The sequence below is a fragment of the Streptomyces panaciradicis genome, assembly GCF_023516615.1.
Lineage (GTDB): Bacteria > Actinomycetota > Actinomycetes > Streptomycetales > Streptomycetaceae > Streptomyces > Streptomyces panaciradicis.
This window is the reverse complement of the sequence record NZ_JAMGBF010000155.1, coordinates 1-26226: the sequence shown is the minus strand read 5'-3', so window position 1 is coordinate 26226 and position 26226 is coordinate 1. Positions and strand designations below refer to the sequence as shown.

Genomic DNA, 26226 nt, shown 5'->3' with positions numbered 1-26226 from the left:
CGGTGCGGCATCGCCCCGTCCGGCGGCGCGCACACCGACCACACCAGCGCCCAGCCCCCGACCAAAATAACGCCCGGGGCGGCGCATCGTGGCGCTGGTCGGCCGTGGTGATCGGGCACCCCAAGGGCATGTGATGGTGTTTCGGCTCAGCTGACCGGTGGGTTCTTTCGTTGCCGGCCGGCGGGCACACTGCGTGCACGGTCACACCGTTCCTTCCTCCTGATGCGCTCTGCTGCGCCGCACTGCGAGCACGGCTGAGATCGCGGTCAGGGCGAGGATGGCCACGACGGGGCCCGCCAGCGTGAGCATGTGCTGGAGGGAGGAGGCGGCCGCGTATCCGACTGCTGCCTCCGTGCTCGCCCAGACGCCCGCCGCGGTGACGCTGTAGGGCGCGATGCGGTGGTACGGCAGATGGGCGGCGCCCGCACAGTGGGGGGCAAGGGTGCGGACCACGGGGATGAAACGGGCAAGGAAGACGGCGCGGCCGCCGTGGCGGGCCATCAGCGTCTCCGCGCGTGACCAGACGGCCGGCGGAATGCGCCGGCCCGCCGGGCCGGTGCGGAGCCGGTCGGCGAGGAACCGGCCGGTGCGATGGGCGAGGAAGTCACCCGCCACGACGGCGCCGGCCGCCGCGGCGATGATCAGGAGCAGGCTGATGTGCCCGGTCCGGGCGAGTGCGCCCGCCGTCAGCAGCAGGGTCAGTGTGGGGATGAACGCGCCCACCAGCAGGACCGATTCGGTCAGCACCGCCGTGGCCACGACCGCGTAGACCGCGACCGGCGGAAGGTGGCCGAGGAGGTCGCAGATCGCGTTCACCGTCGTGCCCCGGCGAGACGCTGCTCGGGGGAATCCGCGGGCACGAGGGGGCGGCGCAGGTGCCAGACATGCGCGGGGGGCAGGTTGGCCCAGACCGTCCAGCGGCCGGTGGCGTAAGCGCGCTGGTATGCGGCCATGACCTCGTCGACCGCGGCGTGACGGCGGGCTTCGACTCGGGAAGCGGTCAGGGCACGCGCCCTGCGGGTGCCGACGTAGGCGAAGTAGGTGAGCGTGCCGCCAGGATGCAGCAGGTCCATGTAGCGGGCCATGATCCGCTCTACCTGGTCGGGTGCGAAGTTGGTCAGGGGCAGGCCGGAGACGATGACGTCGTAGCGCTGGTCGGTGTCGAGCTGCTCGACGAACATCTCGTGCACACTTACCCTTCCCGGCACGTCGGCCAGGTCCGGGTGCGTGGTGACGAGGCGGCGCAGCTGGGCGGCGAAGCGGGGATTGGCCTCCACGATGTCCAGGCGGCTGCCGCCGGACAGGTGGGGGATCAGGGCCCGAGTGACCGGGCCGGTGCCTGCGCCGACTTCCAGGACGGCCAGCGGACGGGACGCCTGGGTCCGCACGGGATCGGTCAGGGCGCGGGCCAGGGCATTGCCGCTGGGGGCGATCGCGCCGGTGGTGCGCAGATCACGGGCTGCTTCGATCAGAAACATCCAGCCTTCGGCTTCGCGTTGCGCCAGGACACGTTGGTGGGAGGTGGTCCAGTCATCCATGCCCATGACGCTAGGAATCGCCGCCCAGCGGCAGATCCGCCGTTCTTCGACGGCTTCCCCCGACGAAAGTAGGGGGTGGGCGTCGCCGATCGTCGAGGGACGGCAGGTGGGTGCCTGCTTAGGATGCTGACGGTGAACAGCAGCAAGATCCAGGCGAGGGTGGTGGCCCTAGGGCGCGGCGCGACCGTGACGTTCTTCGCCGCCGTCGCCGCAGTGAACGGCGCGCAGCAGATCAGCGATGGCAGATATGCGATTCCCATCGGTGCCTCGGCCGTGGCGTGCGCGGTGGTGCTGCTCGTGCCGCGGCTGCGCTGGCCCGTCGCACCCATCGTGGTCACCGCGGTCACCGCGTGGTGGGGATGGATTGGCACGCTGCTGCTGGCTCTTGTCCTGTACGACCTGGCCGTGGCCCGCAGGACGCGGGCGGCGATCGTCTGCGTCGCCGCCGCACTGGGCGCCAACCTCGCCGGCTATCCGCCGGCTCGGCTGTGGGGACATCAGGGGTACGTCACCGCGCTGTTCCTGTGGGCCTTCGCTTATGTCGTCGGCATGTGGATCGGCAGCCGCCGGCGTCTGGTGCGCGCGCTGGCCGCGGACGTGGAGCACCTGCGCGTCGAGGCGCAGCTGCGCGAGGAAGCCGCTCGGGTCGCGGAACGGTCCCGGATCGCGGCGGAGATGCACGACGTCCTCGCCCACCGGCTCAGCCTGATCGCCCTGCACACGGGCGTGCTGGCCACCCGCAGCGACGCTCTGCCCGTGCCGGTGGCCGAACGACTGGCCCTGTTGCGGGGCGCCTCCACGGAAGCGCTCGCCGACCTGCGGGACGTGCTCGGTGTGCTGCGTGCTCCGGGTGCCGCGCCGAACACTGCCGGCGTTGTGCCCGCGCCGGTGCCCGGCGACGTCCAGCAATTGGTGGACGACGCCCGCGCCGCCTCCCAGCCCGTTGCCCTCACGATCCACGGCCGACCGGAGGACGCGCCCACCACCCACCGCCTGGCGGTGTACCGCATCGCGCAGGAAGCCCTGACCAACGCCCGCAAACACGCCGACGGCACCCTGGTGACCATGACGGTCGACTACCGGTCGCCGGCCACCCTGGTGGAGGTCACCAACCCCGCCGGTGCTCCCGGGCAAGCGGCCGCAGTCGGCTCCGGCTACGGGCTCGTCGGCCTGCGCGAACGCGTCAGCGCGCTCGGTGGCCATCTGCACGCGGGACCGGCCGGCGCCGGCTCCTGGCGCCTGGCCGCCCGCATTCCCCACCCGGCCGGTACACAAGAGAACGGCACGCCCGCATGATCCGCGCAATGATCGTCGACGACGACGCCCTGGTCCGCCTCGGCCTGGCCGACCTCCTCGACAGCGACCCGGAGATCGAGCTCGTCGCCCAGGCAGCCGACGGCCTCCAGGCCATCGAGCAGGCCGGCGCCCACCGCATCGACGTGGCCCTCGTCGACGTGCGCATGCCCCACATGGACGGCATCACCGCCACCGCCAGGCTGAGGGCGCTGCCCCACCCGCCGAAGGTCATCACCCTGACCACCTTCGACCTCGACCAGTACGTCTACGACGCCCTCGGCGCCGGAGCCGACGGCTTCCTCCTCAAGGACACCGACCCGGCCGAGATCCTGCGCGCCGTCCACCTGGTGGCCGCCGGTTCCGCGATGCTCCACCCCACAGCGGCCCGCCGCCTCATCGACCGCTACCACGCCACCACCCGGCCCCAGGCGGTCCAGGCCCAGGCCCGCATCGACCGGCTCACCCCACGCGAGCGCGACGTACTCGCGCTCCTCGCCCGCGGCGAGACCAACGCCGAGATCGCCACCCGGCTCACCATGCGCGAGAGCACGGTCAAAGCCCACGTCAGCCGCATCCTGACCGCACTGGACGTCAGCAACCGCGTCCAAGCCGCCCTCGTGGCCCGCGACGCAGACCTCACCACATGAGCCGGCCACGACGGTGAAGTCGGCCCCCCGGCGCAACGACACCCGCGTCGATCCGAATCCAGTCCGTATGCCCGACGGGGGTCCGGTCGGCCTGCACAGGCCGCTGGCCACCCTCCACTCCCGACGACCACTTCGGCCGCAACCTCGCCGCGCACGGCGGGACCTTCGTGGCCGGGGCGCCGTAACTCCACACAGGGCACAGGACACTAGTCGTTCCTCGTGAAGGTGCCCAGGCCGGTCGTGTCGAGGTTCTCGACCCGGACCTTGACGGCGCGTCCGCCGGACCCGACCGTGAACGTCACGCCGGACAAGTCGACGGCGTTTTCGCCGGTGGTGCGGTAGCTGAAGGTGTCACCGTCGTAGTGATGCAAGACGAAGCGTTGCTTCTTGGGCCCCAGTTGCATGGTGAGTTCGCCGCCCTGGGTGCTGACGGTCATCGGGCCGTAGTACTCATTGGCGTAGGTCCCGGTGTAGGCGCTGGTCGCCTTGGCCGGTGCGGGGGAGGCCGGAGGCTTGTCGTAGTCGACCGGTGAGCGTTCTCCTGCCGCCGCTTGCTTGATGATCGGTCCGAGGAACGTCAGCCAGTCGACGGTCGGCCCGCCGGTCTGCGCGGTGTCGAGGAACGTATTGGCGATCGCCTCTGGTACGCCGATGGGCTCGCCGTTGGTGAGCACGACGATGCCGAGCTTTTCCGAGGGCAACAGCGTGACGTTGGTGGCTGCGCCCAGCGCGAAGGCGCCGGAGTGGCTGAGCTTCAGCCTGCCCCGGTCGTCGTAGCCCACGTTCCAGCCGAGCCCGTAGAACCCGGCCCTGCCCGCGGGCGCGTGCGGCGGCTCGGAGACGATGTGGGGCAGGTGGGTCTCATCCAGCGCGTCGGCGTCGACGAGTTGCCGCCCCTCGAAGGAGCCGTTGCCCAGCTGCAGGCGCAGCCACTTCGTCATGTCCCGGACCGTGGAGCTGGCCCCGCCCGCCGGGCTCTGGGCATCCGCGTCGCGCACGTGCTCGGCACGCCAGGTGTCCCCGGTCTTCACATGCAACGAGGCCTTGTCGGCCGCCTTCTCGTAGTCGGCGAAGGAAGAGCTGGTGGAATTCATGCCGAGCGGCCGGTACAGCTTCTCGGCGGACAGCTTCTCCCAACTCGTCCCCGCAGCACCCGCGACGGCGACGGCGGCCTCGGTCAGCCCGAAGTTGGTGTACGCGTAGTGGGCGCGGAAGGGGGCGAGCGGTTGGTAGCGGAGGTGCTTCAGGACGTACGAGCGGTCGTAGCCGAGGTCCTCCAGAAGGTCTCCGGCGTGATCGGGCAGGCCGCTGCGATGCGAGAACAGGTCGGCCAGTGTGACATGGCGGGTGACCCAAGGATCCTTGAGGGCGAAGCCGGGGTCGTGCTTGACGACCGGGTCGTCCCAGGCGACGGTCTTCTCGCCCACCGCCGCGGCGACCACGGTGGACGCAAGGGGCTTGGAGGCCGAGGCGAGCTGGAAGACGGTGTCCGCCCCGACCCGGTCCTTCGTGCCTGCCTTCCGCACGCCGAACCCCTTCAGATACAGCACCTTGCCGTCGTGCACCACGCCCACGGCGACTCCGGGTACACCGGTGCGGCGCATGGCGTCCCGGACCACGCCGTCCAGCCGGCTCACCGCGGTCTCGACCTCGGCCCGGGTGAGCTGTGACGGTGGCTGGGCAGGTGGGACGGTGGGCAACGGTGACGTCTGGACGGCCGCACGGCCGACGGTGGCGGTGGCGGTGGTGTCGGCGTCGGCCCCGGTGCAGCCGACGGCCAGCGCCGCCACCAGGCCCAGTGCCGCGGCGGAGCGAAGGGGCCGGTGGCATGCGCTGTCGAGTGGGGGCATGCCTTCCATGGAAATCCCGCCACCGGTACCTGTCGCGCGATGGCGGACCGTTCGGATGATCCGTCCGGCACGATTGTCGCCGGGTGGGGGCACGTTCAGCAGGGCTTCGGAGTCGGGAGCGCCACACGCACGACCGGGACGCGCCCGGCTGGGCCCGGAGCGGAATGCGAGGGAGCGGCCCCGACTGCGGGGGAGACCTGCCGGGGGCGTGAGCGGTGACGGGCGGAGGGTGGTCGTCGACCTTCGCGCAGGTGCTGGGCAGCGGCGAACCTGTTGTTCTGGGCACAGCCCATCGTCCCTTGAGGGGGCTGGTTCCGTGGGCGGTCCGTGCCGAGGTGGGGCGCGAAGGCCCCCGGCCGGGTGTCATGGGATGTGCTTCGCCGGCTTGGTTGCGGCGTTCAGCAGGTAGTCCAGGGGACCGCGCCGGAAGAAGCGTGACCAGACGGCGGCGAACACGATCGCCCCGAGGACGTACATGAGCAGCGGCACCCAGGCCTGCTGGGTCCCTGTCCGGGCGGGGGGGGACAGCACGGACTGGGCGAGGAAGTGGCCGACATACGCGGTCAGGGACATGGTGCCCACGGCGATGACGGGGTTCGCCAGGCGGCGCGGTCGCGGCAGGCGGTCCAGCGCCACCGCCGCGCCCACGATCACGAGGATCGCCACTCCGACGCTGCCGATGATGTCGAAGGTGGTGCCACTGTGCGGCCCGGCCTTCAGGAGAAACGATGCGGACATCTCGGCGACCGACCCGCCGTCGGGCGGCATCGCACCCGAGCCGCTGGACGATGGCCCGTCTTCCGTGAGGCTCCGCAGTGCGTCCTTGCCGGCGAGCAGCAAGGACATGCCGTAGGCGGTCACGGTGAGGGTGGCGCCGAGCGCGGCCAGACGCCGTTGGACAGCGCCGGAGCACAGGTCGAGACGGCCCATCGCTATGCCCGCGATCACGAACGACATCCACGTGAGCGCCGGGTAGAAGCCGGTGAGCAGCAGATCGAGTATGCCCACCTCGCTGAGGCGGCGGAGCGGGTCGTAGGCGTTGATGCCCTGCTGGACCAGTTCTGTCAGCGGCGAGGTGAGGACGAATGCCAACTGTGGTTTGAGGAGGGCGAACGCGGCCGCGACGATCGCGAGGGTCCCGGCGCGCAGTTTCACCAGCGGGCAGGGCGAGGCGGAAGTACGCGCCGTAGAAGCCGAGGATGATCACTCCTCCGTACTCCATGGCCATCGCGGTGCCCAGAGCCAACAGGATGACGGCCCGGATCGCGATGCGGGCCCTCGCCTGCCGTCCGGCCAAGCCGGTTTCGGGTTCGCGGCGGCCGGCGATCAGCATCAGTGAGAATCCGGCGAGGGTGGCGAGCAGGACCGACGAGTGGCCGTCCGACATGTACCAGATCCGGCTCGCGACGCCGTGCGTGGCGGACAGAGGCGGGCCGATGTGCACCACGTACATGCCGAACACCGCCAGCGCGCGGGCCAGATCCACCCCGACGAGGCGTCCCGTCGAAACACCGGACGTGTCCGGCACGGCGGACTCGGGGGAGGTTCGGGGGTGTGGCGGTGAGGTCTCCTGCGGTGGCTGCGTCTGGGTCATACGGAGAATGTCGCGTGGACGTCAGGCGACGGCCCATCCGGCAGTCCTCGGTGACGCCCCCCGCCGGTCGGCGGGTATCGCCCGGCCGGCCGGCGAAGTCGTGTCCCGACCGGTCCCGTGCTACCGGAGGTGGATCCTTTTCAGCCGCCCGGCGGGGGTGGGACCGTCAGTTGCCGGATGGGCCGGAGGCGACCGGGCCTCAAGGCTGGAGGCATGACACAGCGTGCACGACACAAGGAGACCGGCACTTCCCTGGGGTCAGTGGCCGACGTGCCGGGTTCCGACGTCGCCTCCGGCAAGGGCGAGGTCCTGGAGTTCCTCGGCCTGACGCTGGCGGCTTGCGCCTTCGCCCTGATCGTCGCCCATCCCGAGGCCTGCGAAGCGTTGGTACACACCCTCGCCACGGGCGCAGGCCGACTTGCCCACTGACCGGCGCATCGCGCGAAGTGGGAGGCAGCGGCGGGCTCGGCGGACGAACTCGCCGTACAGCCGGCCTTTCTGGCTGTGCTCGGTGTCGGCGGCGCACGGGTGGCGTCGGGGCAGATCCCCGTGTCTACCCTCATTGCGTTCCTGCTGTACCTCTTCTCCTTGATCGAGCCGGTGTCCAGGCTGGTCGATGCCGTCTCGCACCACCAGGAGGGGGAAGCCGCGATCTCCCGGATCGAGCGGGTGGAACGCTTGGCGACGGAGCCGGCTGCCGGGCCGAAGGAGGCCCTGCCCCGGCAGGGTGCAGCGCTGCCGGGTCCGGCGTCGGTGCGCTTCAAGGATGTGAAACCGGCCGCGCTCGGCGATGGCCGGGTGCGTGCCGCGCGGCCACAGCGGCCACCGGTATGTGTCCTGGTCGTAGCCACGGTCGGTGAAGAGCATGTCGGGCCGTCTGCTGGGCCGGCCGCTCCCCGGCTGTGCGGTCGACCGGGAAACAAATCGGACCCCTCTTCGGTGTGTTGGCAGCAGGGGTTGCCGACGAGCGTGAGATGCGGCCTGCCGATGGGCGGCGGCGAAGTGTTTGGTTCAGACCTATGGGCATGGACATGAACACGATTTAGACTTCTGATTCGAGCACAGCAGGCACTCCGACCCCCACGAGCTGTACACGAGGAAGGCCTCTGCATGACCGGATTCAGCGCGCACACGGGCTCGGCTCGCACCGTCTCGAAACTTCTGGCCCTGTTGATCGTGGTCGCCGGCCTCCTGGTCGGCCCGGCATACCGGGCGCAAGCAGCCACCCCGTTCAAGGTGTTGGCCTTCTACGACGGTACGTACGACGCGGCGCACATCAGCTTCGACCACGAGGCCAACGCGTGGTTTCCGCAGGCGGGAACGCAGGCGGGGTTCACCTATACCGCCACCACGGACTGGGGTCGACTCAACGCGAGCGACCTCGCCTCGTATCAGGTGGTCATGTTCCTGGACGACTACCCGCACACCGCATCCCAACAGCAGGCCTTCCAGGCCTACATGGCTGGTGGTGGCGGATTCGTCGGCTTCCACGTCTCGGCCTTCAACGACGACACCAGCGACTGGCCCTGGTATCACAACACTTTCCTCGGCACCGGCACGTTCAAGAGCAACACATGGGGCCCCACCTCCGAGACGCTGCGCATAGAGGACGCCTCCCACGCGGCGACCGCGGGCCTGCCCGCCACGATCACCTCGTCGGTCAGCGAGTGGTACAGCTGGTCCAGCGACCTACGCAGCAACCCTGCCATCGACATCCTGGCGTCCATGGACCAGTCCACGTTCCCCATCGGCACCGACCCCGACCAGACCTGGTACAGCGGCTCCTATCCGATCGTCTGGACCAACCGCAACTACCGCATGGTCTACAACAACTTCGGTCACAATGCGATGGATTACGCGACCAACACCGCCCTGTCGTCGACCTTCGCCAGCGCCCAGCAAAATCAGCTTCTGCTTCAGGAGATCAAGTGGGCGGCAGGGCAGGCGGGTCCGGTCACCCCACCGCACACCGCGACGGGAGCCATCCGCGGCATCGGCGGCACATGCGTCGACGTAGCCGGTGGGACCACTGCCAACGGCACAGCGGTACAGCTCTATGACTGCAACGGGACCGGCGCCCAGACCTGGACGGTGACCGGCTCGGGCACTTTGACCGCGTTCGGCAAATGCATGGACGTCATGGCCGCCGGAACAGCGAACGGCACCAAGGTCCAGTTGTACGACTGCAACGGCACCGGCTCGCAAATCTGGCAGCCAGGAGCGAATGGGGCTCTGGTCAATCCGCAGTCCGGTAAGTGCCTCGACGCTACAGGGCAGAGTTCGGTGAATGGCACGCGACTGCAGATCTGGTCCTGCACCGGGGCGGCCAACCAGTATTGGGCGCTGCCTTCGTAGGCGGCCCTCGGAAGGGCGTCTCACGAGGCGCCCCGACGGCTTGCGATGGTCGGCATCTGGGCGCGGCATCTGTCACTCCTGCGGCACCCACAACGGGTGCGGTGAGCTGCGACACGGCAGTTGGCACTGTCACGCGGCCGGAACCGCCGTGGGGGACGGACCTCGACGGTGAGTGGACCATGCAGAGGTCCTGGGGAATCGGGCATATGAGCCAGGGGTGATGGCCCTTGGTTTGGCCGGTCAGGGCCCTTCCGCGCAATCAGACTCGTGGCAGGGAGCGCTCCAACGGAGCACTGACCGTGGTGGCCCTCGCCGTCGAGGCCGGTGTCCCTCGTAACGCCCCTCACCCAGCGCCATCTCGACCTGAAGAACGAGTTCTCCGCCAAGGTCAAGGATCGCGGACGGCGCACGGACGCCGAGATCCGGCTCCGCAAACAGGTTGTGCGCCTCAAGGAGCTTCATGAGAAGGACAAGCCGAGCTCGAACAGCTCCGCGCCGACGTTGAAGGGCTGCTGCGAGCGTGGTCAACCAACTGGTGTTGGAAAACCGGCAGTTGCGCGATGGGCTGTCCGCTCCCGATCCGGTCGTCCGTGCTCTTCCCGTTCACCGCGCACGGCCCCGGCCAGGCTGAGGCCGTAATGCGGTCCGGCCGCCCCGGCACGGCGATGAGGCCGTGCCGCAATCGGCCTTGTGGTCGTCGGGTCAGGTGATCGTGAACAGTGACGGCCCGGGGGCGTCGTGCAGCCTGACCATCGCTGCCCCGCAGGTGCGCGCAGACGCCGGCGGCGCGACCAGGATCGCGGCGACCCCCTCCCTTGCGGCGATCGTCACCCTTGCCGGGACCCGCCGGGACAGGTCAGTCAGGCAGCACCTTTTGAGCCCTTCACCGCGGAGCCCGGCTGCGGTCCTCAAGGTCCGGGCTGCTGCTGACTCCTAGAGATCAGACGGTTGCGCCGGACGGGAGCCCAGGCGGAGCCGCCGCCTGGTTGGAAGGAGACGAGCCGTGACATTCTTCAGCGTCGTGGCCGGATTGATCGCCGGTGGGATGACCCTGCCGACCACTCGGCTTCGTGAGCGCTACCGGCACGGAAGAGTGCTCAAGGTCAGCGGGGAGCTGCCCGGGGGCTGGGCAGGATGACGCTATTGGGGATCTGCGAGCCAGTCATCGAAGGTGGTCGGCGCGATGCGGGCGTCCTTGCCGGGCAGGAGGACGTCGCCTGCCATCTCCGGACCGAGCAGCGATGACCAGGTGGGCACCAGCTTGACCGCGTGTCCGCGCGCGTCATTGGTGCGCCGGGCCATGTCGACCAGGTCCTGCGGTTCCGGGCCGGCGACGTCGCGGTAGCGCCCCTGCGGTGCGCCCGTGGCGATCTCGGCGAGGATGCCGGCGACATCCGCGGGGGCGATCGGCTGGACGAGCAGCGGCGGGATGGTGGCGACGCCGTCGTGTTCGGTCCAGCTCGTCACCGTTGCGGCGAAGTCGTGGAACTGCGTGAAAGGAACGATCGTCCACGGTGTCGGGCCCTCGGCCACGAGGCGCTCCTGCTCGCGTTTGCCGGCGTAGTGGGCGTTGCCGTCCACCCGGTCGATGCCGACGATCGAGAGCAGCACGTGGTGACGGACACCGGCTCGCTCCTCGGCGGCGAGCAGGTTAGAGGTGGCGGCGCCGAAGAAGGCCACCGCCTCCTCCCGGTCGGCTGTCTCGTGGCTTGTGGCGTCCACGACGGCGTCGACGCCGATCAGTGCGGTGTCGAGGCCGTCCCCGCTGATCAGGTCGATGCCGTGCGAGCGGCTGATCCGTACGACGTCGTGTGCGGCCTGCTCAAGAACGGCGACGGTGCGGGCTCCGATGTTCCCGGTTGCTCCGGCGACTGCGATGCGCATGGTGAGTGCTCCTCCGGTGTGTGCGATGCCTCTCAGCGTCCCCCGCTGTAGGCATCCGCGGGATGGGCGGTCTTGCCCTTTCCATGATAAGAGCATATGCTCGTATTGCCAAGGGGGGCTCTCCGAGGCCCCTTCTCTCTCCGGCGATTCCCCGTCAAAAGGTTGTGCTATGACTCTCTCCACTGGAACGGCCGCCGAGCGTGAGCGGCAGCGTCCCGCAGCGGCGGAGTAGACCCCCGATCCGAACCGGGGGGCTCACCGGCCGCCCGTGAAGAAATGGCTCCAGCCGGTGCTGATCTCGCTGATCGTCGTGGCCGCCTTCATCGCGTGCTACGTCGGTCTCCAGCGGGACCCGCAGCCCCACCGGGTGCCCATCGCCGTCACGGGGCCGAGCCTGCCGGGCGAGATACAGCGGGCCCTGGGTGACGCCGTCGAGGTCCACCCCGCCGCGGACGCCGCGACGGCACGTCACGCGCTGGAGCGGCACGACGTGGTGGCGGTGCTCGATGCCGCAGCCCCGGGCCATCTGAACCTGCAGATCGCCGGCGCCGCCGGTGTGTCCACCACGTCGGCCGTGAGCCAGCTCGTCGACGCCTACGCCCAGGGCGCCGGCGCGCACGTAACCACCGTGGACGTGGTCCCGCTGGCCGAGCACGACGCCCGCGGCCTGGCCGGCTTCTACGTGGCCTTCGGCGTGAGCCTGGCCGGTTTCGTTCTGGGCTCCAACGTCCTGGGGCTGGCCGGTGTCATGCGTCTCCGGCACCGGTACTTCCTGCTCGCTGGAGCATCCGCCGCCATCGGCACCGTAGGCGCGATCGTCGTCGGACCCGTCCTGGGCGCCGCCCCGGCCCCACTGGTGCCGCTGGTCTTCGTGCTGGCCCTGCTCGCGGCCGCGACGGCGTTCACGACCAAGCTCCTGGGCGCCTTCCTGGGGCCGATCGGGCTGCCGATCACCACACTGGTGCTGCTGACCGTCGGCAACGCCACGAGCGGTGCGGTCATCGGAGCCGACCTGCTGCCCTCCGGGGCCCGTGCGGTCTCCGCCCTGCTGCCGCCGGGAGCGGCTGTCCGCGGCATCGCCGATCTCAGCTACTACAACGGCTCGCACCTCGCCGGTCCCGTCCTCACCCTGGCTCTGTGGGCGATCGCCGCGGGATTCCTGCTGAGCCTGCACCCCCGCTTGATGCGGCGCCGGGCAGCCGTCGCGTGACCGCTGCGACAGACCCCGCAGCTGCTGTTCCTGCCGCTCTGTCGTTCCGGCACTCTGCCGTTCCTGGCGGGCAAGACTCCCGGCAAGAACGGCGGCCGACGACCGGTCCTCCCGCCGACTGCGGGGAACGGCACGACCGGTCGGAATCGTCACGCAGAAGCTCCTGGTGGCAGAACGACGCCGCCAGGAAGGCCGCTTCCGACCCTGCCCCGGGCAGAGCGGATGCCATCGAGCGCGGCGAGAGCGCCGCGAAGAGGAGACGCTGAAATGGAACACGAACGCACCGCCGCCGACCCGGCGCAGCGGCAGCGCAGCCTGCGGTTCTCCAAGCTGCCCGAGCGCGTCCGGCCGGAGGACACGGTGGAAGAGCGACCGGCCGTTCCTCACGACACCCTGAGCGGCGCCTACAACCCGGACTGGTGGCTCATACGCATGGGCGGCCTGTGAGCCGCCGCCCCGGCCGGCCTGGGCGGGTTCCGCCCGCCCGTGCCACCGCGAACCGGTGTCACCCCCGGCCGGGATCCTCAATCTTCCGCAGTACTGCGCCGCCCTTCGCGCGCCGTACGAATCCCGAGAGGAGTCCTTGTGAAGTACCGGAAGACCCTTGTCCAGTTGACGTCGATCGCGGCCGCCGGAGCGGTCGCGATCGGATGCTTCCTCCACCTGTTCTAGGCGGAGCCCGCCAGCAGGAGGGCCGCTGTCTACTCCGCCCAGGGGTCGAATCCGGTGCCGAGGACGTCCTCGAGAGCGGCGCGCAGTCGTGCCGCCTTGTCCTGGCCGAAGCTCTCCTCGAACTCGGACTGCACGGTGCGCCAGTAGGGGAGTGCGGCCTTCATCCGGGCGAGGCCGTCCGGGGTGAGGGTGACGATGCGGGCGCGGCGGTCTGCCGGTGACGGTTCGACGGTGACGAGGCCTTCCCGGGCGAGTGGTTTGAGATTGCTGGCCAAGGTGGTGCGGTCCATGGCGATCATCTCGGCGAGGCTGCTGATGGTGATCTGCTCGCGGGTGCTCAGCTTCTGGAGGATGCTGAACTGCGTGGCGCGCAGGTCCGTCGGGGCGAGCGCCTTGTCGTAGGTGGCGCTGAGGTACCGGGCTGCCTTGCGCAGAGCCAGGTTGTTGCAGGAACTGCTGTTGTCCCTCTCGGTGCCGGCCATGCTTTCCTCCAGATGCGGGATCAAGGTACGAGTATATGCACCTAACCGCTGGAGGTGCTACGAGGAGGCGGTCGCACCCCATCGGTGCGGCAAGAGGCGGCGCCTCGCCGGTTCGGCCGCGGTGACCGTTTCGCCGGGGCGTAGGCCCGAAAGGCGCCGGAGTGGCTTTCGGGGGCGGCGGCCCGGCTGCCGGAAGCGCAGTTCATCGCATCGTGCGCAGCCGCAGCCCCCGAAGGGAGATCTCTTGCACTTCCGCGATTAGGAGCATATGCTCCTAATGTCAGGGAGGAAGCCTCTCGAATCCCTTCCCTGCTTCTCCCGCGACAGTCAAGGAGGCGCCGCCGGTACGGCCGCGCCCCACCGACCGCGGATGCGATTTCGATCTTCGCCCAGTCACAAGGAAAAGGGAGACAAACCCATGACTGCCAGTAACCCCGTTCTCATCACAGGCGCGGGCGGCGTGGGCCGTAGCGTCCTCGAGAAGCTGCGCGCACGGGACGTACCGGTGCGTGTCATGGTCCGTCGGGACGACGACCGCGCCGCGCAGTTGCGGGCACTCGGGGCTGAGGTCGTCCTCGGTGACCTCACACGACCCGAGACCGTCGCGGTCGCTCTGGAAGGCGTACGAAGTATGTACTTCGCCATGCCCGTATCACCGGATCACCTGCTCGCGGCGACCATCGTGGCGAGCGTCGCGCGGGAGTACGGCGGGCTGGACGCACTGGTGGACATGTCGCAGATGACCGTGTCGCAGATGACCGCCACCAGCACCGCGGAGTCCCGCCAGCAGCGGCTGCACTGGCTTGCGGAGCAGGTGTTCGACTGGTCAGGTCTGCCGGTGGTTCATATCCGGCCCACGTCGTTCCTGGACAACCCGCTGTTCACCACGCTTCCGGCGCAGACGGTCCCCAAGAGGGGCACGATCGAGCTGCCGTTCGGAACCGGGCGTACCTCGCCGATCGCCGTGGACGACGTCGCCAGGGTGGTCGCCACCGTGCTGCACGATCCCGCCCCCCACGCGGGTCACGTCTACGAACTGACCGGCCCGCGCACGGTCGACATGACCGAGATGGCCGAGGCCTTCTCCAAGGCACTGGGCCGGCCGATCTCCTACGTGGACGTCCCCCTGGAGCAGTGGCGGAACGAGGTGCTCTCCACGATCGGTCTGCCGTCCCACATCGAGCAGCACATCGTCACCATGTGCCGCCTGCATCAGCAGAACCGCTACGACCGGGCGTCGGACGCCGTCGAGCGCCTGACCGGCGCTCCCGCCTCGACGATCGAGGACTTCGTCGCGGCACGCAAGGACTTCTACCTCGCCTGACCCTTCCCGATGGCTCGCCGCACGCGGCGTGGCGAGCACCAGGAGGATCCCCCTGCGTCCCGCACTGGTGTGGGACACCGACAACGAAAGTGATCAAACCAATGAACATGAAACTCGAGCTTCTCGTCCTGCCGGTCTCGGACGTCGACCGTTCCAGGGCCTTCTACGAGAAGGCCGGATTCCGCCTCGACCTCGCCCAGGACGTCACGGACGACTACCGCGTCGTCCACCTCACGCCGCCCGGGTCCGAGTCGTCGATCATCTTCGGACAGGGCCTCACCACGGCCGCGCCCGGGTCGGCCCAGGGGCTGTACCTCGTCGTCGAGGACATAGAAGAGGCCCGCGCGGACCTGGTCGGCCGTGGAATCGAGGTGAGCGAGGTGTTCCACGACGACAAGGGCATCTTCTTCCACGGTCACGATGCCGGAGACGTCGTCCACAACGGTCAGGGCCAGGCGCGCATCACCGGACCGCACCCCGAGCGAGCCAGCTACGGCTCCTTCGCCACGTTCAGCGACCCGGACGGCAACGGCTGGGTGCTCCAGGAGATCACACAGAGGTTCCCCGGCCGCTGAACGCCCCTATGGCAGACAGTTTTCCACGATCAGTCTCGCTGCTCCGCGGGTGGCCCCCCGCCGTCACGCGCCCCACCGCGACGACAGCCTCACCCACGAACCGAAAGGAAACCGCACATGACAGTCGTACGAGCTGCCGCGGTGCAGATCAGCCCCGTGCTCTACAGCCGCGCCGGCACCACAGGCAAGATCGTGCGGAAGATCCGCGACTTGGGCGAGCAGGGTGTCCAGTTCGCCGTCTTCCCCGAGACCGTCATCCCGTACTACCCCTACTTCTCCTACATGCAGCCGCCCTACATGACGGCCAAGGAGCACCTGCTCCTGCTGCAAGAGGCGGTGACCGTACCGTCCGCCGAGACCGACGCGATCGCCGAAGCCGCCCGGGAAGCCGGGATGGTCGTCTCGGTCGGCGTCAACGAGCGTGACGGCGGCACCCTCTACAACACTCAGTTGCTGTTCGACGCGGACGGAACGTTGATCCAGCGTCGCCGCAAGATCACGCCCACCTACCACGAGCGGATGGTGTGGGGTCAGGGCGACGGGTCGGGTCTGCAGGCGGTGGACAGTGCCGTCGGCCGCATCGGCCAGCTCGCATGCTGGGAGCACTACCTGCCCCTGGCGCGCTACGCCCTGATCGCCGACGGTGAGCAGATCCACGCCGCGATGTACCCCGGTGGCTTCGGTGGCCGGCAGTTCGCCGAGCAGATCGAAGTGAGCATCCGCCAGCACGCGTTGGAGTCGGCCTGCTTCGTGGTCAACGCCACCGCCTGGCTCGACGCCGCCCAGCAGGAGCAGATCGTCGCGGACACCGGTGGACCCCTCGCCGCCGTCTCCGGCGGCTTCTTCACCGCCATCGTCGACCCCGAAGGCCGCGTCATGGGCGAGCCCCTCACGTCGGGTGAGGGAGAGGTCATCGCTGACCTGGACCTCTCCCGCATCGACCTGCGCAAGCGCCTGATGGACTCGCGCGGCCACTACAGCCGTCCTGAACTGCTCAGCCTCCACATCGACCGCACGCCGACGCCGCACATCCACAAGCGCGGCACCCGGGCGCCGGCCCCTGCCGCTCGTGCTGTCGACGAAGACAGCGCGAACGGCGTGCCCAGTGACACCTCGACGACGACACGAGAGGAGTTCTCCCGTGGGTGATCTGCTGAGCACCGCCGTCGAGGCGCACGGCGGCCTGGATCGCTACCACCAGTACAGCTCGGCCACCGTGCACTTCCGCCTCGGGGGTTCACTGTGGCGGCTGAAGGGACGGGAAGGAATTCTGAGCCATGCGGCGGTGCGGCTGGACCTGCACCGGCAACGCGCCAGCCACTACCCCTTCACCGCCGCCCAGCTGCGAACCTCCTTCACCGCCGAGCGGGTGGCCGTCGAGACGGTCGAGGGCGAGGTGAAGGCCGAGCGCTCCCACCCTCGCGCCTCGTTCCCGAGCGACGTGCGCGCTCCCTGGGACGACCTGCACGTCGCCTACTTCGCCGGCTATGCGATGTGGACCTATCTCACGTCCCCCTTCACCTTCGGCTCCGACGGGTTCAAGGTCGTGGAACTGCCGGCGATCACCGAGGAGACGGAGCCCTGGAGGCGCCTGCGGGTCACCTTCCCGGACCACATCGCCACACACTGCCGCGAGCAGGTGTTCTACTTCGGCCCGGACGGCCTGCTGCGCAGACACGACTACACGCCCGAGGTCATCAACGCGGGCCCCGCCGCCCACTACCCCTCCGCCTACCAGGAGTTCGACGGGATCATGGTCCCGACCCGGCGCCGCGTCTTCCGGCTCGGCAAGGACGGAACAGTGTCCCGGGACTCGGCACTCGTCACCATCGACGTCGAGAGCGTCCTGTTCATCTGACCGGGCAAAGCGACCACCCCTCCCAGATGCGATGCCCCCGCACGCACGGGACGACAACACCCATGAGATACGGAGCGCACCATGCGCAAGATGCTCCTGAGCCGACTCCTGCCGCTCACCGCGGCCGCCCTGCTCCTCGCCGGTACTGGAGTGGCGTCAGCCGGTACCGACAGCGCGACGAGCGCACACCAGCGCGCGGAGATCGCCGAGTTGGTCGCCAAGCAGACCCAGTCCCACACCGTCGACACGGGCGAGAAGGGACACAGCCTCGGTGATGAGCTGGTCGTCGCCGAAGACCTGTACCAGAACGGGAAGAAAGTCGGCGACCACGCCGTGGTGTGCACCTACGTGCACATCGGTCCGGACACACTCCAGTGCCTGGGCACTTTCGCCCTGCCCCAGGGGCAGATCACCGGGCAGGCTCTGCTCCACCTGCCCTCCCACTCGGCCGTCGACGTCGCCATCACCGGCGGATCAGGCACCTACAAGGGTGCCGAAGGCTACGTCCACACCGTTCCGGCCGGCACCACGGAGCGGCACCTCACCTTCCACATCACCCGCTGACCACCCCCAAGCCCGCTCACCTCTACCGGAGCAAGGAGACATGACATGACAGACACGGAACACGGCGACACCGACCGCCAAGGCCTGAGCTACTACCCCTGGTGGCTGGACCACCTGGCCGACGACGCCACACTGGAGGGCGCCGCGATGAACGGCACGGCGCGCGGAGCGGAAACGGTCCGGACCATCGTGGTCAAAGCCCGCGAACTGTACGAGTTCCAGGACTTCAGCTACGCCGGCGACTTCGGCGACAACGGATTCCTGGAGGTCTATGAGTCCTCGATCCAGGGCGAGCCCCTGAAGGTCCTCGTCACGGTCACCCGGAACGCCGCGGGGCAGGCCCAGGACCTTGCGGTGCTCCACCGGCCGCGCAACTCGCTGCTGCTCTTCTCCCGTCTGATGCACAAGAAGTTCGCCGGCACCCCGCTCGCCGGGCACTTCCTCTCCGACGAGTCCTGAGCAACGATCCCGAGCGCAGGCCCGGGTCCGTCAGCCAGCCTCGTCGCCGATCTACCAGCTGTACCTCAACACGCTGGACTTGACAGGGAAACGCAGGGCGTGCCGGGCCCGGTAGGTCTCGGGCATGCCCGTCACCGCCACCCGGTCCCGTCCGAACCGCTCGAAGATCTTGTCGTAGACCTCCAAGCGGCGCGCGGACTCCATGTCCAGGTCGATATCCGGCAGCGAGGTGCGCCGCTCGGACAGAAAGCGCTCAAAAAGGAGCCGATGTTCCAGCGGTTGGGCGGTGGCGACGAACAGGGCGTGGTTGGTCATGCTCCCCGCGCCGGAGCCGCGAGCGAGACTTTGTTAGGGCCAGTAAGTCCCGGACAGGGAAGGGGAGGAGTCGGGAGATGACTCGAGCTGCCGAGTTTGTTGCCGTCACTCGATCCAACGGGCAGCGGCCTCGTAGGTGGTGGCTGGGGTGGTGTTGAACGCGATTGCCGCCTGCGGGGCGTGCCGCCGCACCAGGTTGACGACTTGTTCGAGGAGTTCCACTTGATCGTCTGAGTGCCGCAGACCACCGCCGACGGTGACGCACTCCCACGGATGAGCTCGCAGGGCATTCCCGACGACCACTTCTACGTCGTCACTTCCATCAAGGCCGATGAGGCAGGTCTCGACGGACACGTCATGTTCGGCGAACTTGGCCAGTCCCGCCTTGATCGCCTCGGCTACCGGCTCAGGGTCCCACGGCCCGGGCAACCGATACGGATCAAGCCCGATGACAAGGACGCGGGGGGAGACGGTGGTGTCCATGTCGGGACGATACGCGTCGATCGCCCCGGTCGGGAAGGGACACTCAAGCCGCGTGACGCGCTGGTTGACGGCCATTCGGAAAGCGCAGTTGTTCATCTGTAAACGCCGCGGCTTGGTCGAGGAAGCGAGCGCCATCCGGCTCTCACGTAGGAGACCCTCGTGGCCCGGTGCGAAGCCATGAACTACCTTGCCATGGCGGACCTGATGGCACGTCTCACCGGCACGAGAACCGTCTTCGGGCTCGTCCGTTGGCCGATTGAGCATGGACCTGCCGCGAAGGGGCAGACGTCGCAACGCTTGATCCCTGCCGATCGCGCCCGCGGGGGGCGCTCGTACGTGAGGAAGACGTGCGTATGCGACGCATCCGGCTCAGAGCCCTACTCGGTGCCTTACTCCTAGCCCTGTTCGCCGTCGTCGGCGCCGCGCCTGGCGCGACGGCAGCCCCGGCGGTCACGACCACCACCCTGCCGGTCGAGTACCACGCAGACATGGCCGTCGACGCCGTGCACCAGCGGCTGTACATCGCCGACATCGTCACCGGCTCCGTCGTGGTCACCGACTTCGCCGGCCGCGTCACCCGGACACTCACCGACCTGCCGGGTGCTGCCGACCTGGTGCTGAGCCCCGATGCCCGCACCTTGTACGTGGCGCTCAGCCGTGGCGACGCCATCGCCGCTGTGGACACCGCCACCTACCGGACGACGGCGCGCTACGCCACCGGGGCCGGCACCGCCCCGCTACGCATGACGTGGGTGGACGGCACGCTCTGGTTCGCCTACGGCGACCAGTGGGAGAGCAACCTCGGCTCGCTCACCTTGGGCGCCCAGCCCCGGGTGAGGCTGGCCCAACTCCCGGAGGGCACCTGGCCCGGGCCGCCGATGCTGGTGTCCGCCCCCAGCGCGCCGGGTCTGGTGATCGCCGCCGATCAGAAGTCGACCGCGGGCACGGTCACCGTGTACGACGTGACGTCCGGGACCCCTGTCGTGCGCACCACGCAGAACAACCCCGGTGGCATCTCCGACGTCGGTGACCTGGCGCTGTCGCCCGACGGGCGGACACTGTTCGCGGTGAGTGGTGCGCCGTACCACCACCTGGCCTTCCGTCTCGCGGACCTGTCGGTGGAGCACATCTACCCCACGAACGCCTACCCGGACGCGGTCGCTGTCGCACCTGACGGCACCGTCGCTGCCGGCATCGACAACTCCTACGGCCCCGACGTCTACCTGTTCCCCGCGGGCGCTGACGCGCCCTCGCAGATCGTCGACCTCGACCCGGGCAGCGGCCTGAGCCTGCGTCCGCACGGCTTGGCCTGGTCCCCGGACGGCAGCCGGCTGTTCGCCTTGACCGGGAAGTACGGCGTCGCGCTCACCCTGCACGTGATGGACGTCTGACCCGACGGTCCCGTCGAGGCGGGCGGCGACGCCCCGCCCGCCTCCTGCGCCCGCCGGAGTGGCGCGAGGTTCCGTGGGCGTTCCGGGGGGTTGAAGGCGCTGATGCACTCCAGCCAGCCCGTCTGGCCGACCGGTCAGCTTCGGCAGGATGCGCCGGCGCATCGAGCACGACTGCCGCGAGCGCAACCACTGTGAAGAGGGGCAGGACCCAAGTGCCCACTGGCCGCCCAGGGACCGCCAACGCCCTCACCACACATCAGCCGTTCGGCGACCCCCCACCGCCCAGATGCCCGCCGTTCATCCGGCCTGCTCAGAATCTGCACGTCCCACGCGTGTACCTTTCTGCCGTCCGCCGGAGTTGAGCATGAGTCACGGCCACAGACACGATCACGGTCACCATCACCACCACGACAGCCGCGAGTCCTCCTCGCTGCCGCCCGCCCTCGACATGTCGGTCCCTGACGAGGAGTTGACCCCCAGCCAGCTCTCGCGGCGCTCCATGCTGCGCCGCACCGGACTCCTCGGCGCGGGCCTCGCGGCCGGCAGCGTCCTGGGCGGTGCGGGCCAGGCCGCAGCCGCCGTACCCGCTGCGGTGGGCTCCCACGACGACCGCTCCGGCGGCTACCTGTGGCTCGCGGGCGACCATCACATCCACACGCAGTACAGCTCGGACGCCAAGTACCGCGTCATCGACCACGTACGGCAGGCCAACGCGCACGGTTTGGACTGGATGGTCATCACCGACCACGGCAGCGAGACCCATGCCAAGATCGGGGTGGAGAAGGTCAACCCGGACATCGTCGCGGCCCGCGACCAGATCGATGACACGCTCGTCTTCCAGGGCCTGGAATGGAACATTCCGGCCGCCGAGCACGGCACTGTCTTCGTCCACCCGGGCAAGAACGAGGTCGCGGTGCTCAAGGAGTTCGAGAACTCCTTCGACGGCGCGGTCAAGGGGGCCACCGCCGGCACCGCGGCGAACGAGGCGCTTGCCATCGCGGGCGTCAACTTCCTTGCCGAGCAGGTCCAGCGCCGTAAGGTCAGGGACATCCTGTTCCTCGCCAACCACCCCGCGCGCAAGGGCATCGACTCCCCGCACGAGATCCGTGGCTGGCGCGACGCCCAGCCCACCATCGCGGTCGGCATGGAGGGTGCCCCCGGCCACCAGGCCGCCGGCATCAAGGCGCCGCAGGGCCCCGGTTCCGGCCGTGGCTACTACGACAACAGCCCCAGCGCCGACTCCTTCGGCGGCTACCCCCTGGAGAGCTACCGCACCTGGGGCGGCTTCGACTGGATGACGGCCACTGTCGGAGGCCTGTGGGACAGCCTGCTCGCCGAGGGTAAGCCCTGGTGGATCACCGCCAACTCCGACTCCCACAACGTCTACGCCGACACCGCTGTGCGCGGCCCCAACAGCGACTTCAACGGCAACGGCCGCTACAACGACCCCGTCTACGGTGGCGGCCTCAACCTTGCCGACGGCGACTTCTGGCCCGGCCAGTACTCCCGCACCCACGTCGGTGCCGCCTCCTTCTCCTACAAGGCGGTCATGGACGGCATTCGCGCCGGCCGCGTCTGGGTCGACCACGGCGGACTCATCAGCGGCCTCGACGCCCAGCTGCGCTCCGGCGGCCGAAGGGTGACCCTGGGCGACGCACTGCACGTCCGCCGCGGCAGCAACGTCGACCTGATCGTCGAGATCAGTCTGGCGAACGGCCCCAACTGGGCCCAGTTCGTGCCGCAATTGGCCCGCGTGGACGTCATCCAGGGTGACGTCACCAGCCCGGTGTCCGACAAGGACGCCTTCAGCGCGCCGAACACCAAGGTTGTGAAGTCCTTCGAGGTGAACAAGGCCACTGGTTCCGTACGGCTGACGTACTCGCTCGGCCGGGTCGACAAGCCGGTCTACGTACGCCTGCGCGGAACCGACGGCAACCGCAGCGCTGTGGGCCTCAACGGCGCCGCGGTCGATCCCGCGGGTCCGGCCATGGACGTCCTCGGCGACGCGGACCCGTGGAAGGACCTGTGGTTCTACTCCAACCCCATGTGGGTCCTGCCCGCGTGAACATCGCTGACGACGCGCCCGGCGTCCACTCCGTCATCGGGGTCGACGCCGGCACGGTGAGCCTGCGCGAGGCCGACCACCTGATCCATGACCTGGCGGACCGGCTCGGCCTGCCCTCCGGCACGATCGCCTGCACCCACCTCATCCGTACCGACGAACGCAGAGGTACGGCCGTCTCCCTCGCCCTGCCCGACACCGAAGCGGCCCGTGCAGCGTGGGCGCACATCGCCGCCTTGGCGGAGCTGAACGCCGGTGCTGTGCTGGCCGATGACGTCTACGGATCCCAGCCACTGACGCACACGGCGGCGCTGGCCGCCCGGGAACACGCACGCCGCGAGGGCGGACGAGCGGTGCTCTATCCGGGCGTCGAACACCTCACCGGCACGGTCACCACCGCGGCCCTTCTGGACCTGACCGCGATCGAGCGGCTCGTCGTGGTGGGCATGCCGGCGGCGGAGACTCCCGCCGTGACCACACCAGTACTCACTCGTGGCCACGTACGGCCCGAGTGGCGAGCCGGGGACCTGACCCTCGCCCTCGTTCCGGCGGCGGGAGGCACCCTCGCGCCCTTCGAGGTTCCCGACCCGACCCCGTGCTGCGCCGACCACCCCTGACGGCACCCCGCTGTAATCCGCGGCGGGGTTGTCGGCCGGTCGTCTTCTGGGCGGGAGGGCCGAGATGAGGGGGCCCATAGGGGGAGTTGCCGAGCGGAGCACGGGCGCAGCCGTCTCGGCGACGCCACTCCGCCGAGCACGGCGGTTTCCTCGACGACGGACTGACGTTCCACGCCGGTTGTCGGCGGAGGCTGGCAGCATGACCTCATGAACAGCGATCTTGACCAAGTCCTGGCCGATCCCGCACGGCTGTCGACTGCCGACCGTGCGGTTCTGCGTGGTCACCTTGAGGACAGCGACCGGGCGAGCAGCGTCGGTGGCGAGGTCTTCCTGCAGGCGGAGGCGATCTTCGGGGGCGGGGAGGTGAGTTCCCGCGAGTTCGCCTCCTGGCTGCACTTCGCGGCGAAGGCGACCGGTCACCACGGGTACGCCGAACGCATCTCGGCGGCCGCTCCTGGCATGCCGTGGCGGACGATGTGGGCGTGGTGGCGACCGCCGAACTGGTTCCTCGCCCACCCGAGTCTGAACGGCGACTACTTCCAGGTGCGCCGGTGCCTGGACGGGGGACGCGAGCTCATCGAGGTCACCGACCAGCGCGGCCCGCTCTGGCTCGACGCCGCGACCGGCCGCCGTGCGACGGTCGCGGACGAGACGGCGCTGATCGGCGCGCCCGTTGTCGGCGGACCCGGCATGGGAGCGGCTTTGTGCGACCACGATCTGTCTCTCCCGGAGGAGTGGGAGGGCGCCGAGGCCTTCGTCACCGACGGTGGCCGCACCCGTCATCTCATCGAGAGCGTGCACGGCATAGCGGTCGTGGAGACGGACGGCGACACGCTGCGGGACTGGCCGCGCGACGCGGGCATCGACCCCTCGTCGGCGGAGAGCCCGCCGCCGGGACCCGCCCCCGCCGTACGGCGGCCGACGGGGCCGCTGACCGCGGCACGGGTCGACGAGGCCTTCGGCAAGCAGCACGTCGTACGCATCCCCGAGGAGGAGCTGCCCGAGGGGCTTGCCCACGCCGGCAGCAGGCGGTTTCTGCGGGACGTCGGCCTGCCCACCTGGTGGGTCTGCCACAGTGGCGAGTACGAGAGCCGCCCGGTCGACGCAATGCGTCCCCCGGCTCGGGAAGACCTGGCCGGCACAGTGCTGCCCGACGGGGTGGCCGCGGAGGACCTGATCGCCTTCGGTGACACCGAGTACGGTGAGGTGTACCTCCACCGACACGACGGCACCGTGCACATCGGTCACGACGGCTCGCTGGTGCTGCTCGCACCGGACCTCGACGTCTTCACCCGCGTCCTGGAGGCCGTCGACCGTTACCGCAACGCCTGCTGGCACCCGTACCCGGTGGAGGGCGGCCAGGAGGAGGTCACGGAACTTTTCCTGGCGGAGCTGGCGGAACTGGCCCCGGACCTGTCCGACCGGGACACCCCGACCGGCACCGTGTGGAGCTGGCTCTACGCCGGCATCACAGAGTTGGGGGTGGACGGCTACTGAGTCGTTCAGGACACGGCGGCGAGGTGGAGGAGCCCGCGAACTACCTGGGCGGGAAGGAGGCGCTTGCCGCGCCACCGCCGAGCCTCGTGTGGACAAAGCGGCTGGCCTGCTGGAGGACCGGGCGGACCAGGATGCGCAGTCGTTCCCACGGATCGGCCCCAAAGTCCGCGGAGCGGGCGGCGAGAAGGCAGTTCAGACGCTGCAGTCGGGCGCGGGAGGGGCGCGCAATGAGCTCGGTGGAGGCCGGAGCAAGGACGTCCAGGGTGCGCTGCGCGGCTTCGGGGCGTCTCGGAGGCTCGGGACTGGGCGGGGAGGAGAGCGCGGGTGGGCCGATCTGGGCGTGCCGGTTGGGAAGGTCGCCGTGGAGGCCTCGGCGCACGTGGTGGACCTGCTCGGTGTGGCCCAGCGTGAGGTGTGTTTCAGCCTGACGCAGGGCGAGGCTGTGGGGTGCGCGTCGGCGGAGCCTCCGGCGCTCGAGCGCCGGAGATGAGTCGGGGCACTGGCGAAGCCGCCGCGGTGGGCGCCACTTCGGTCGGCCGCCATTGATCAGTGGGACCGGGGCCGGTACAACGGATGCGTGACAGAACCTTTCACTCCTCGCTCGGACAGACCGGGACGGTGGACTCAGCAGTCAGCGGGGGCGACGTTCGCCGCCGTCGCAGCATTCCTCATCACTCGCGACGTCACGTTCGAGCCCTTCAGGCAGTTGTCGCCCGACTGGGCGTACACGGCAACGGTCCTCACAGGACTAGCCGTGGCGGCCGTCGCCTTCGGTGTTGCCAGGTTGTGGCTCAGGCGGCTTCCCTGACGAGGCGCCACCCAGGCTTCAGCACTGCAGCCTGAGCCCCAGGGGTGATCGATCTGCTTCAGGTCGGGGCATCCGCGGTTTCGGTGGGAAAACGAGGATACTGGGCAAGCCGAAGAGCATTGCTCACGAAGCGGCGTTACTCCCATGTCAGTCGGACCAAGCGAGAACGTTGACTGCGAAGATCCCGACGGCGCGGACGGCGGACCAGGTGCGGCTGCCCATGGAGAGGGAGCACGGCAGACCCTGGCAGCCTCAGAGACAGAGACAGAGACATGACCGCGTTTGCCGGGCATCTGCCTGGCTCTCGACAAGTAGATGCCTTCAGAGTTGGCATCGCGCTGGCACCGGGCTCGGACGTGTACACCCGTCGGCCATGAGCTGGCGGACGTGCACCTCTTTTCGGTGTGGGAACTCTCGCCTCGCCGGCCAGCGGTACTCCCTCACCGCAGCCCTGCGCCGCCGGGGCAGTGGTGAACAAGCTGGTGACCGCTCAGACTTGTTGCTCGAATTCCAGGGCTTCGTACCGGCGCTCTGCGATGTCCTCGCGGGTGCCGACGATCAGGGTCTGGGTGTAGACGTTTGAGTCGATGGACTGGCCGTGGATCTGGGCCAGGAGAACGAGGTCGCCCTCGTCCGGTGCCAACTGCCAGGGGCTCGAGCAGCCGCCGAGTTGGATGGAGACTCCGTGTGAAGCGCCGCCTGCTGTCGCGTTCCGGACGGCGTCCTCGAAACGGTCCAGGATGTC

The 26226-nt window shown here is 69.3% G+C and carries 23 protein-coding genes and 4 pseudogenes; 18 read left to right on the top strand and 9 right to left on the bottom strand.

Annotated elements, in window-relative coordinates; genetic code table 11:
• Positions 1-201: 201 nt before the first annotated feature.
• Both M8J74_RS36475 and M8J74_RS36470 read right to left on the bottom strand, forming a co-directional pair.
• The gene (locus tag M8J74_RS36475) at positions 202-816 is read right to left on the bottom strand and encodes a DedA family protein (RefSeq protein ID WP_249840539.1); all 615 of its coding nucleotides are present in this window, start codon (positions 814-816) and stop codon (positions 202-204) included.
• Complete coding sequence (locus M8J74_RS36470) at positions 813-1538, bottom strand: class I SAM-dependent methyltransferase (RefSeq protein ID WP_249840538.1); 726 nt, start codon at positions 1536-1538, stop codon at positions 813-815. The genes M8J74_RS36475 and M8J74_RS36470 overlap by 4 nt, the downstream gene beginning before the upstream one ends.
• Before the next feature lie 132 nt (positions 1539-1670).
• On the opposite strand from M8J74_RS36470, the gene M8J74_RS36465 reads away from it, so the two are divergent.
• Positions 1671-2834 carry a sensor histidine kinase gene (locus M8J74_RS36465; RefSeq protein WP_249840537.1) on the top strand — a complete coding sequence of 388 codons (1164 nt, stop codon included), beginning with the start codon at positions 1671-1673 and terminating at the stop codon, positions 2832-2834.
• On the top strand, positions 2831-3481 hold the full coding sequence (locus M8J74_RS36460) for a response regulator (protein ID WP_249840536.1): 651 nt from the start codon (positions 2831-2833) through the stop codon (positions 3479-3481). Before M8J74_RS36465 ends, M8J74_RS36460 begins: the two co-directional genes overlap by 4 nt.
• 206 nt (positions 3482-3687) lie before the next feature.
• Here M8J74_RS36460 and M8J74_RS36455 read toward each other — a convergent pair whose 3' ends face one another.
• Both M8J74_RS36455 and M8J74_RS36450 read right to left on the bottom strand, forming a co-directional pair.
• Entirely contained in the window at positions 3688-5331 is a 1644-nt protein-coding gene (locus M8J74_RS36455; protein WP_372500378.1) for a serine hydrolase, read from the bottom strand.
• Positions 5332-5694: 363 nt separating this feature from the next.
• A pseudogene (locus M8J74_RS36450) lies at positions 5695-6925 on the bottom strand (DUF418 domain-containing protein).
• A gap of 213 nt (positions 6926-7138) precedes the next feature.
• Between M8J74_RS36450 and M8J74_RS36445 the strand changes: the two are divergent.
• The 4 genes and pseudogenes from M8J74_RS36445 (at position 7139) to M8J74_RS44680 (ending at position 10418) form a co-directional block, all read left to right on the top strand.
• Positions 7139-7354 carry a hypothetical protein gene (locus tag M8J74_RS36445; protein ID WP_249840534.1) on the top strand — a complete coding sequence of 72 codons (216 nt, stop codon included), beginning with the start codon at positions 7139-7141 and terminating at the stop codon, positions 7352-7354.
• A gap of 12 nt (positions 7355-7366) precedes the next feature.
• Positions 7367-7696 (top strand): annotated as a pseudogene (locus M8J74_RS36440) (ABC transporter ATP-binding protein); the annotation flags it as partial.
• A gap of 339 nt (positions 7697-8035) precedes the next feature.
• A complete protein-coding gene (locus M8J74_RS36430; RefSeq protein ID WP_249840533.1) occupies positions 8036-9280 on the top strand; it encodes a ThuA domain-containing protein in 1245 nt (414 codons plus the stop codon).
• 1003 nt (positions 9281-10283) lie between these two features.
• Positions 10284-10418, top strand: a complete 135-nt coding sequence (locus M8J74_RS44680) for a hypothetical protein (protein ID WP_283949044.1) — start codon at positions 10284-10286, stop codon at positions 10416-10418.
• Positions 10419-10420: 2 nt separating this feature from the next.
• On the opposite strand, the gene M8J74_RS36425 is transcribed toward M8J74_RS44680, so the two are convergent.
• Entirely contained in the window at positions 10421-11164 is a 744-nt protein-coding gene (locus tag M8J74_RS36425; protein ID WP_249840532.1) for an SDR family oxidoreductase, read from the bottom strand.
• 268 nt (positions 11165-11432) lie between these two features.
• Between M8J74_RS36425 and M8J74_RS36420 the strand changes: the two genes are divergently transcribed.
• Positions 11433-12374 carry a hypothetical protein gene (locus M8J74_RS36420; RefSeq protein ID WP_249840531.1) on the top strand — a complete coding sequence of 314 codons (942 nt, stop codon included), beginning with the start codon at positions 11433-11435 and terminating at the stop codon, positions 12372-12374.
• Positions 12375-12641: 267 nt separating this feature from the next.
• Positions 12642-12821 (top strand): hypothetical protein, encoded by a 180-nt coding sequence (locus M8J74_RS36415; protein ID WP_249840530.1) that lies wholly within the window; start codon positions 12642-12644, stop codon positions 12819-12821.
• A gap of 254 nt (positions 12822-13075) precedes the next feature.
• Here M8J74_RS36415 and M8J74_RS36410 read toward each other — a convergent pair whose 3' ends face one another.
• Complete coding sequence (locus M8J74_RS36410; RefSeq protein ID WP_249840529.1) at positions 13076-13528, bottom strand: MarR family winged helix-turn-helix transcriptional regulator; 453 nt, start codon at positions 13526-13528, stop codon at positions 13076-13078.
• A gap of 418 nt (positions 13529-13946) precedes the next feature.
• Between M8J74_RS36410 and M8J74_RS36405 the strand changes: the two genes are divergently transcribed.
• From M8J74_RS36405 to M8J74_RS36380, 6 genes are all read left to right on the top strand, one after another.
• On the top strand, positions 13947-14852 hold the full coding sequence (locus M8J74_RS36405; protein WP_249840528.1) for an NmrA family NAD(P)-binding protein: 906 nt from the start codon (positions 13947-13949) through the stop codon (positions 14850-14852).
• Between the two features lie 101 nt (positions 14853-14953).
• Complete coding sequence (locus M8J74_RS36400) at positions 14954-15427, top strand: VOC family protein (RefSeq protein WP_249840527.1); 474 nt, start codon at positions 14954-14956, stop codon at positions 15425-15427.
• 117 nt (positions 15428-15544) lie between these two features.
• Positions 15545-16576 (top strand): nitrilase-related carbon-nitrogen hydrolase, encoded by a 1032-nt coding sequence (locus M8J74_RS36395; protein WP_249840526.1) that lies wholly within the window; start codon positions 15545-15547, stop codon positions 16574-16576.
• Positions 16569-17285, top strand: a complete 717-nt coding sequence (locus M8J74_RS36390) for a hypothetical protein (protein WP_249840525.1) — start codon at positions 16569-16571, stop codon at positions 17283-17285. The genes M8J74_RS36395 and M8J74_RS36390 overlap by 8 nt, the downstream gene beginning before the upstream one ends.
• Positions 17286-17366: 81 nt before the next feature.
• Positions 17367-17849, top strand: a complete 483-nt coding sequence (locus M8J74_RS36385) for an allene oxide cyclase barrel-like domain-containing protein (RefSeq protein WP_249840524.1) — start codon at positions 17367-17369, stop codon at positions 17847-17849.
• A gap of 45 nt (positions 17850-17894) precedes the next feature.
• Positions 17895-18308, top strand: a complete 414-nt coding sequence (locus tag M8J74_RS36380; protein ID WP_249840523.1) for a hypothetical protein — start codon at positions 17895-17897, stop codon at positions 18306-18308.
• Between the two features lie 90 nt (positions 18309-18398).
• On the opposite strand, the pseudogene M8J74_RS36375 reads toward M8J74_RS36380, so the two are convergent.
• A pseudogene (locus tag M8J74_RS36375) lies at positions 18399-18647 on the bottom strand (hypothetical protein); the annotation flags it as partial.
• Between the two features lie 81 nt (positions 18648-18728).
• Complete coding sequence (locus tag M8J74_RS36370) at positions 18729-19181, bottom strand: hypothetical protein (protein ID WP_249840522.1); 453 nt, start codon at positions 19179-19181, stop codon at positions 18729-18731.
• Between the two features lie 278 nt (positions 19182-19459).
• Here M8J74_RS36370 and M8J74_RS36365 point away from each other — a divergent pair, with 278 nt between their 5' ends.
• The 4 genes from M8J74_RS36365 to M8J74_RS36350 all read left to right on the top strand — a co-directional run bounded on the left by M8J74_RS36365 (position 19460) and on the right by M8J74_RS36350 (position 24673).
• Positions 19460-20497 carry a hypothetical protein gene (locus M8J74_RS36365; RefSeq protein WP_249840521.1) on the top strand — a complete coding sequence of 346 codons (1038 nt, stop codon included), beginning with the start codon at positions 19460-19462 and terminating at the stop codon, positions 20495-20497.
• A gap of 364 nt (positions 20498-20861) precedes the next feature.
• The gene (locus M8J74_RS36360) at positions 20862-22562 is read left to right on the top strand and encodes a PHP domain-containing protein (RefSeq protein ID WP_249840520.1); all 1701 of its coding nucleotides are present in this window, start codon (positions 20862-20864) and stop codon (positions 22560-22562) included.
• Entirely contained in the window at positions 22559-23176 is a 618-nt protein-coding gene (locus M8J74_RS36355; RefSeq protein ID WP_308406172.1) for a hypothetical protein, read from the top strand. Before M8J74_RS36360 ends, M8J74_RS36355 begins: the two co-directional genes overlap by 4 nt.
• Positions 23177-23383: 207 nt before the next feature.
• Positions 23384-24673, top strand: a complete 1290-nt coding sequence (locus tag M8J74_RS36350; protein WP_249840519.1) for an SUKH-4 family immunity protein — start codon at positions 23384-23386, stop codon at positions 24671-24673.
• Between the two features lie 1298 nt (positions 24674-25971).
• Here M8J74_RS36350 and M8J74_RS36345 read toward each other — a convergent pair.
• A pseudogene (locus tag M8J74_RS36345) lies at positions 25972-26226 on the bottom strand (DUF1963 domain-containing protein); the annotation flags it as partial.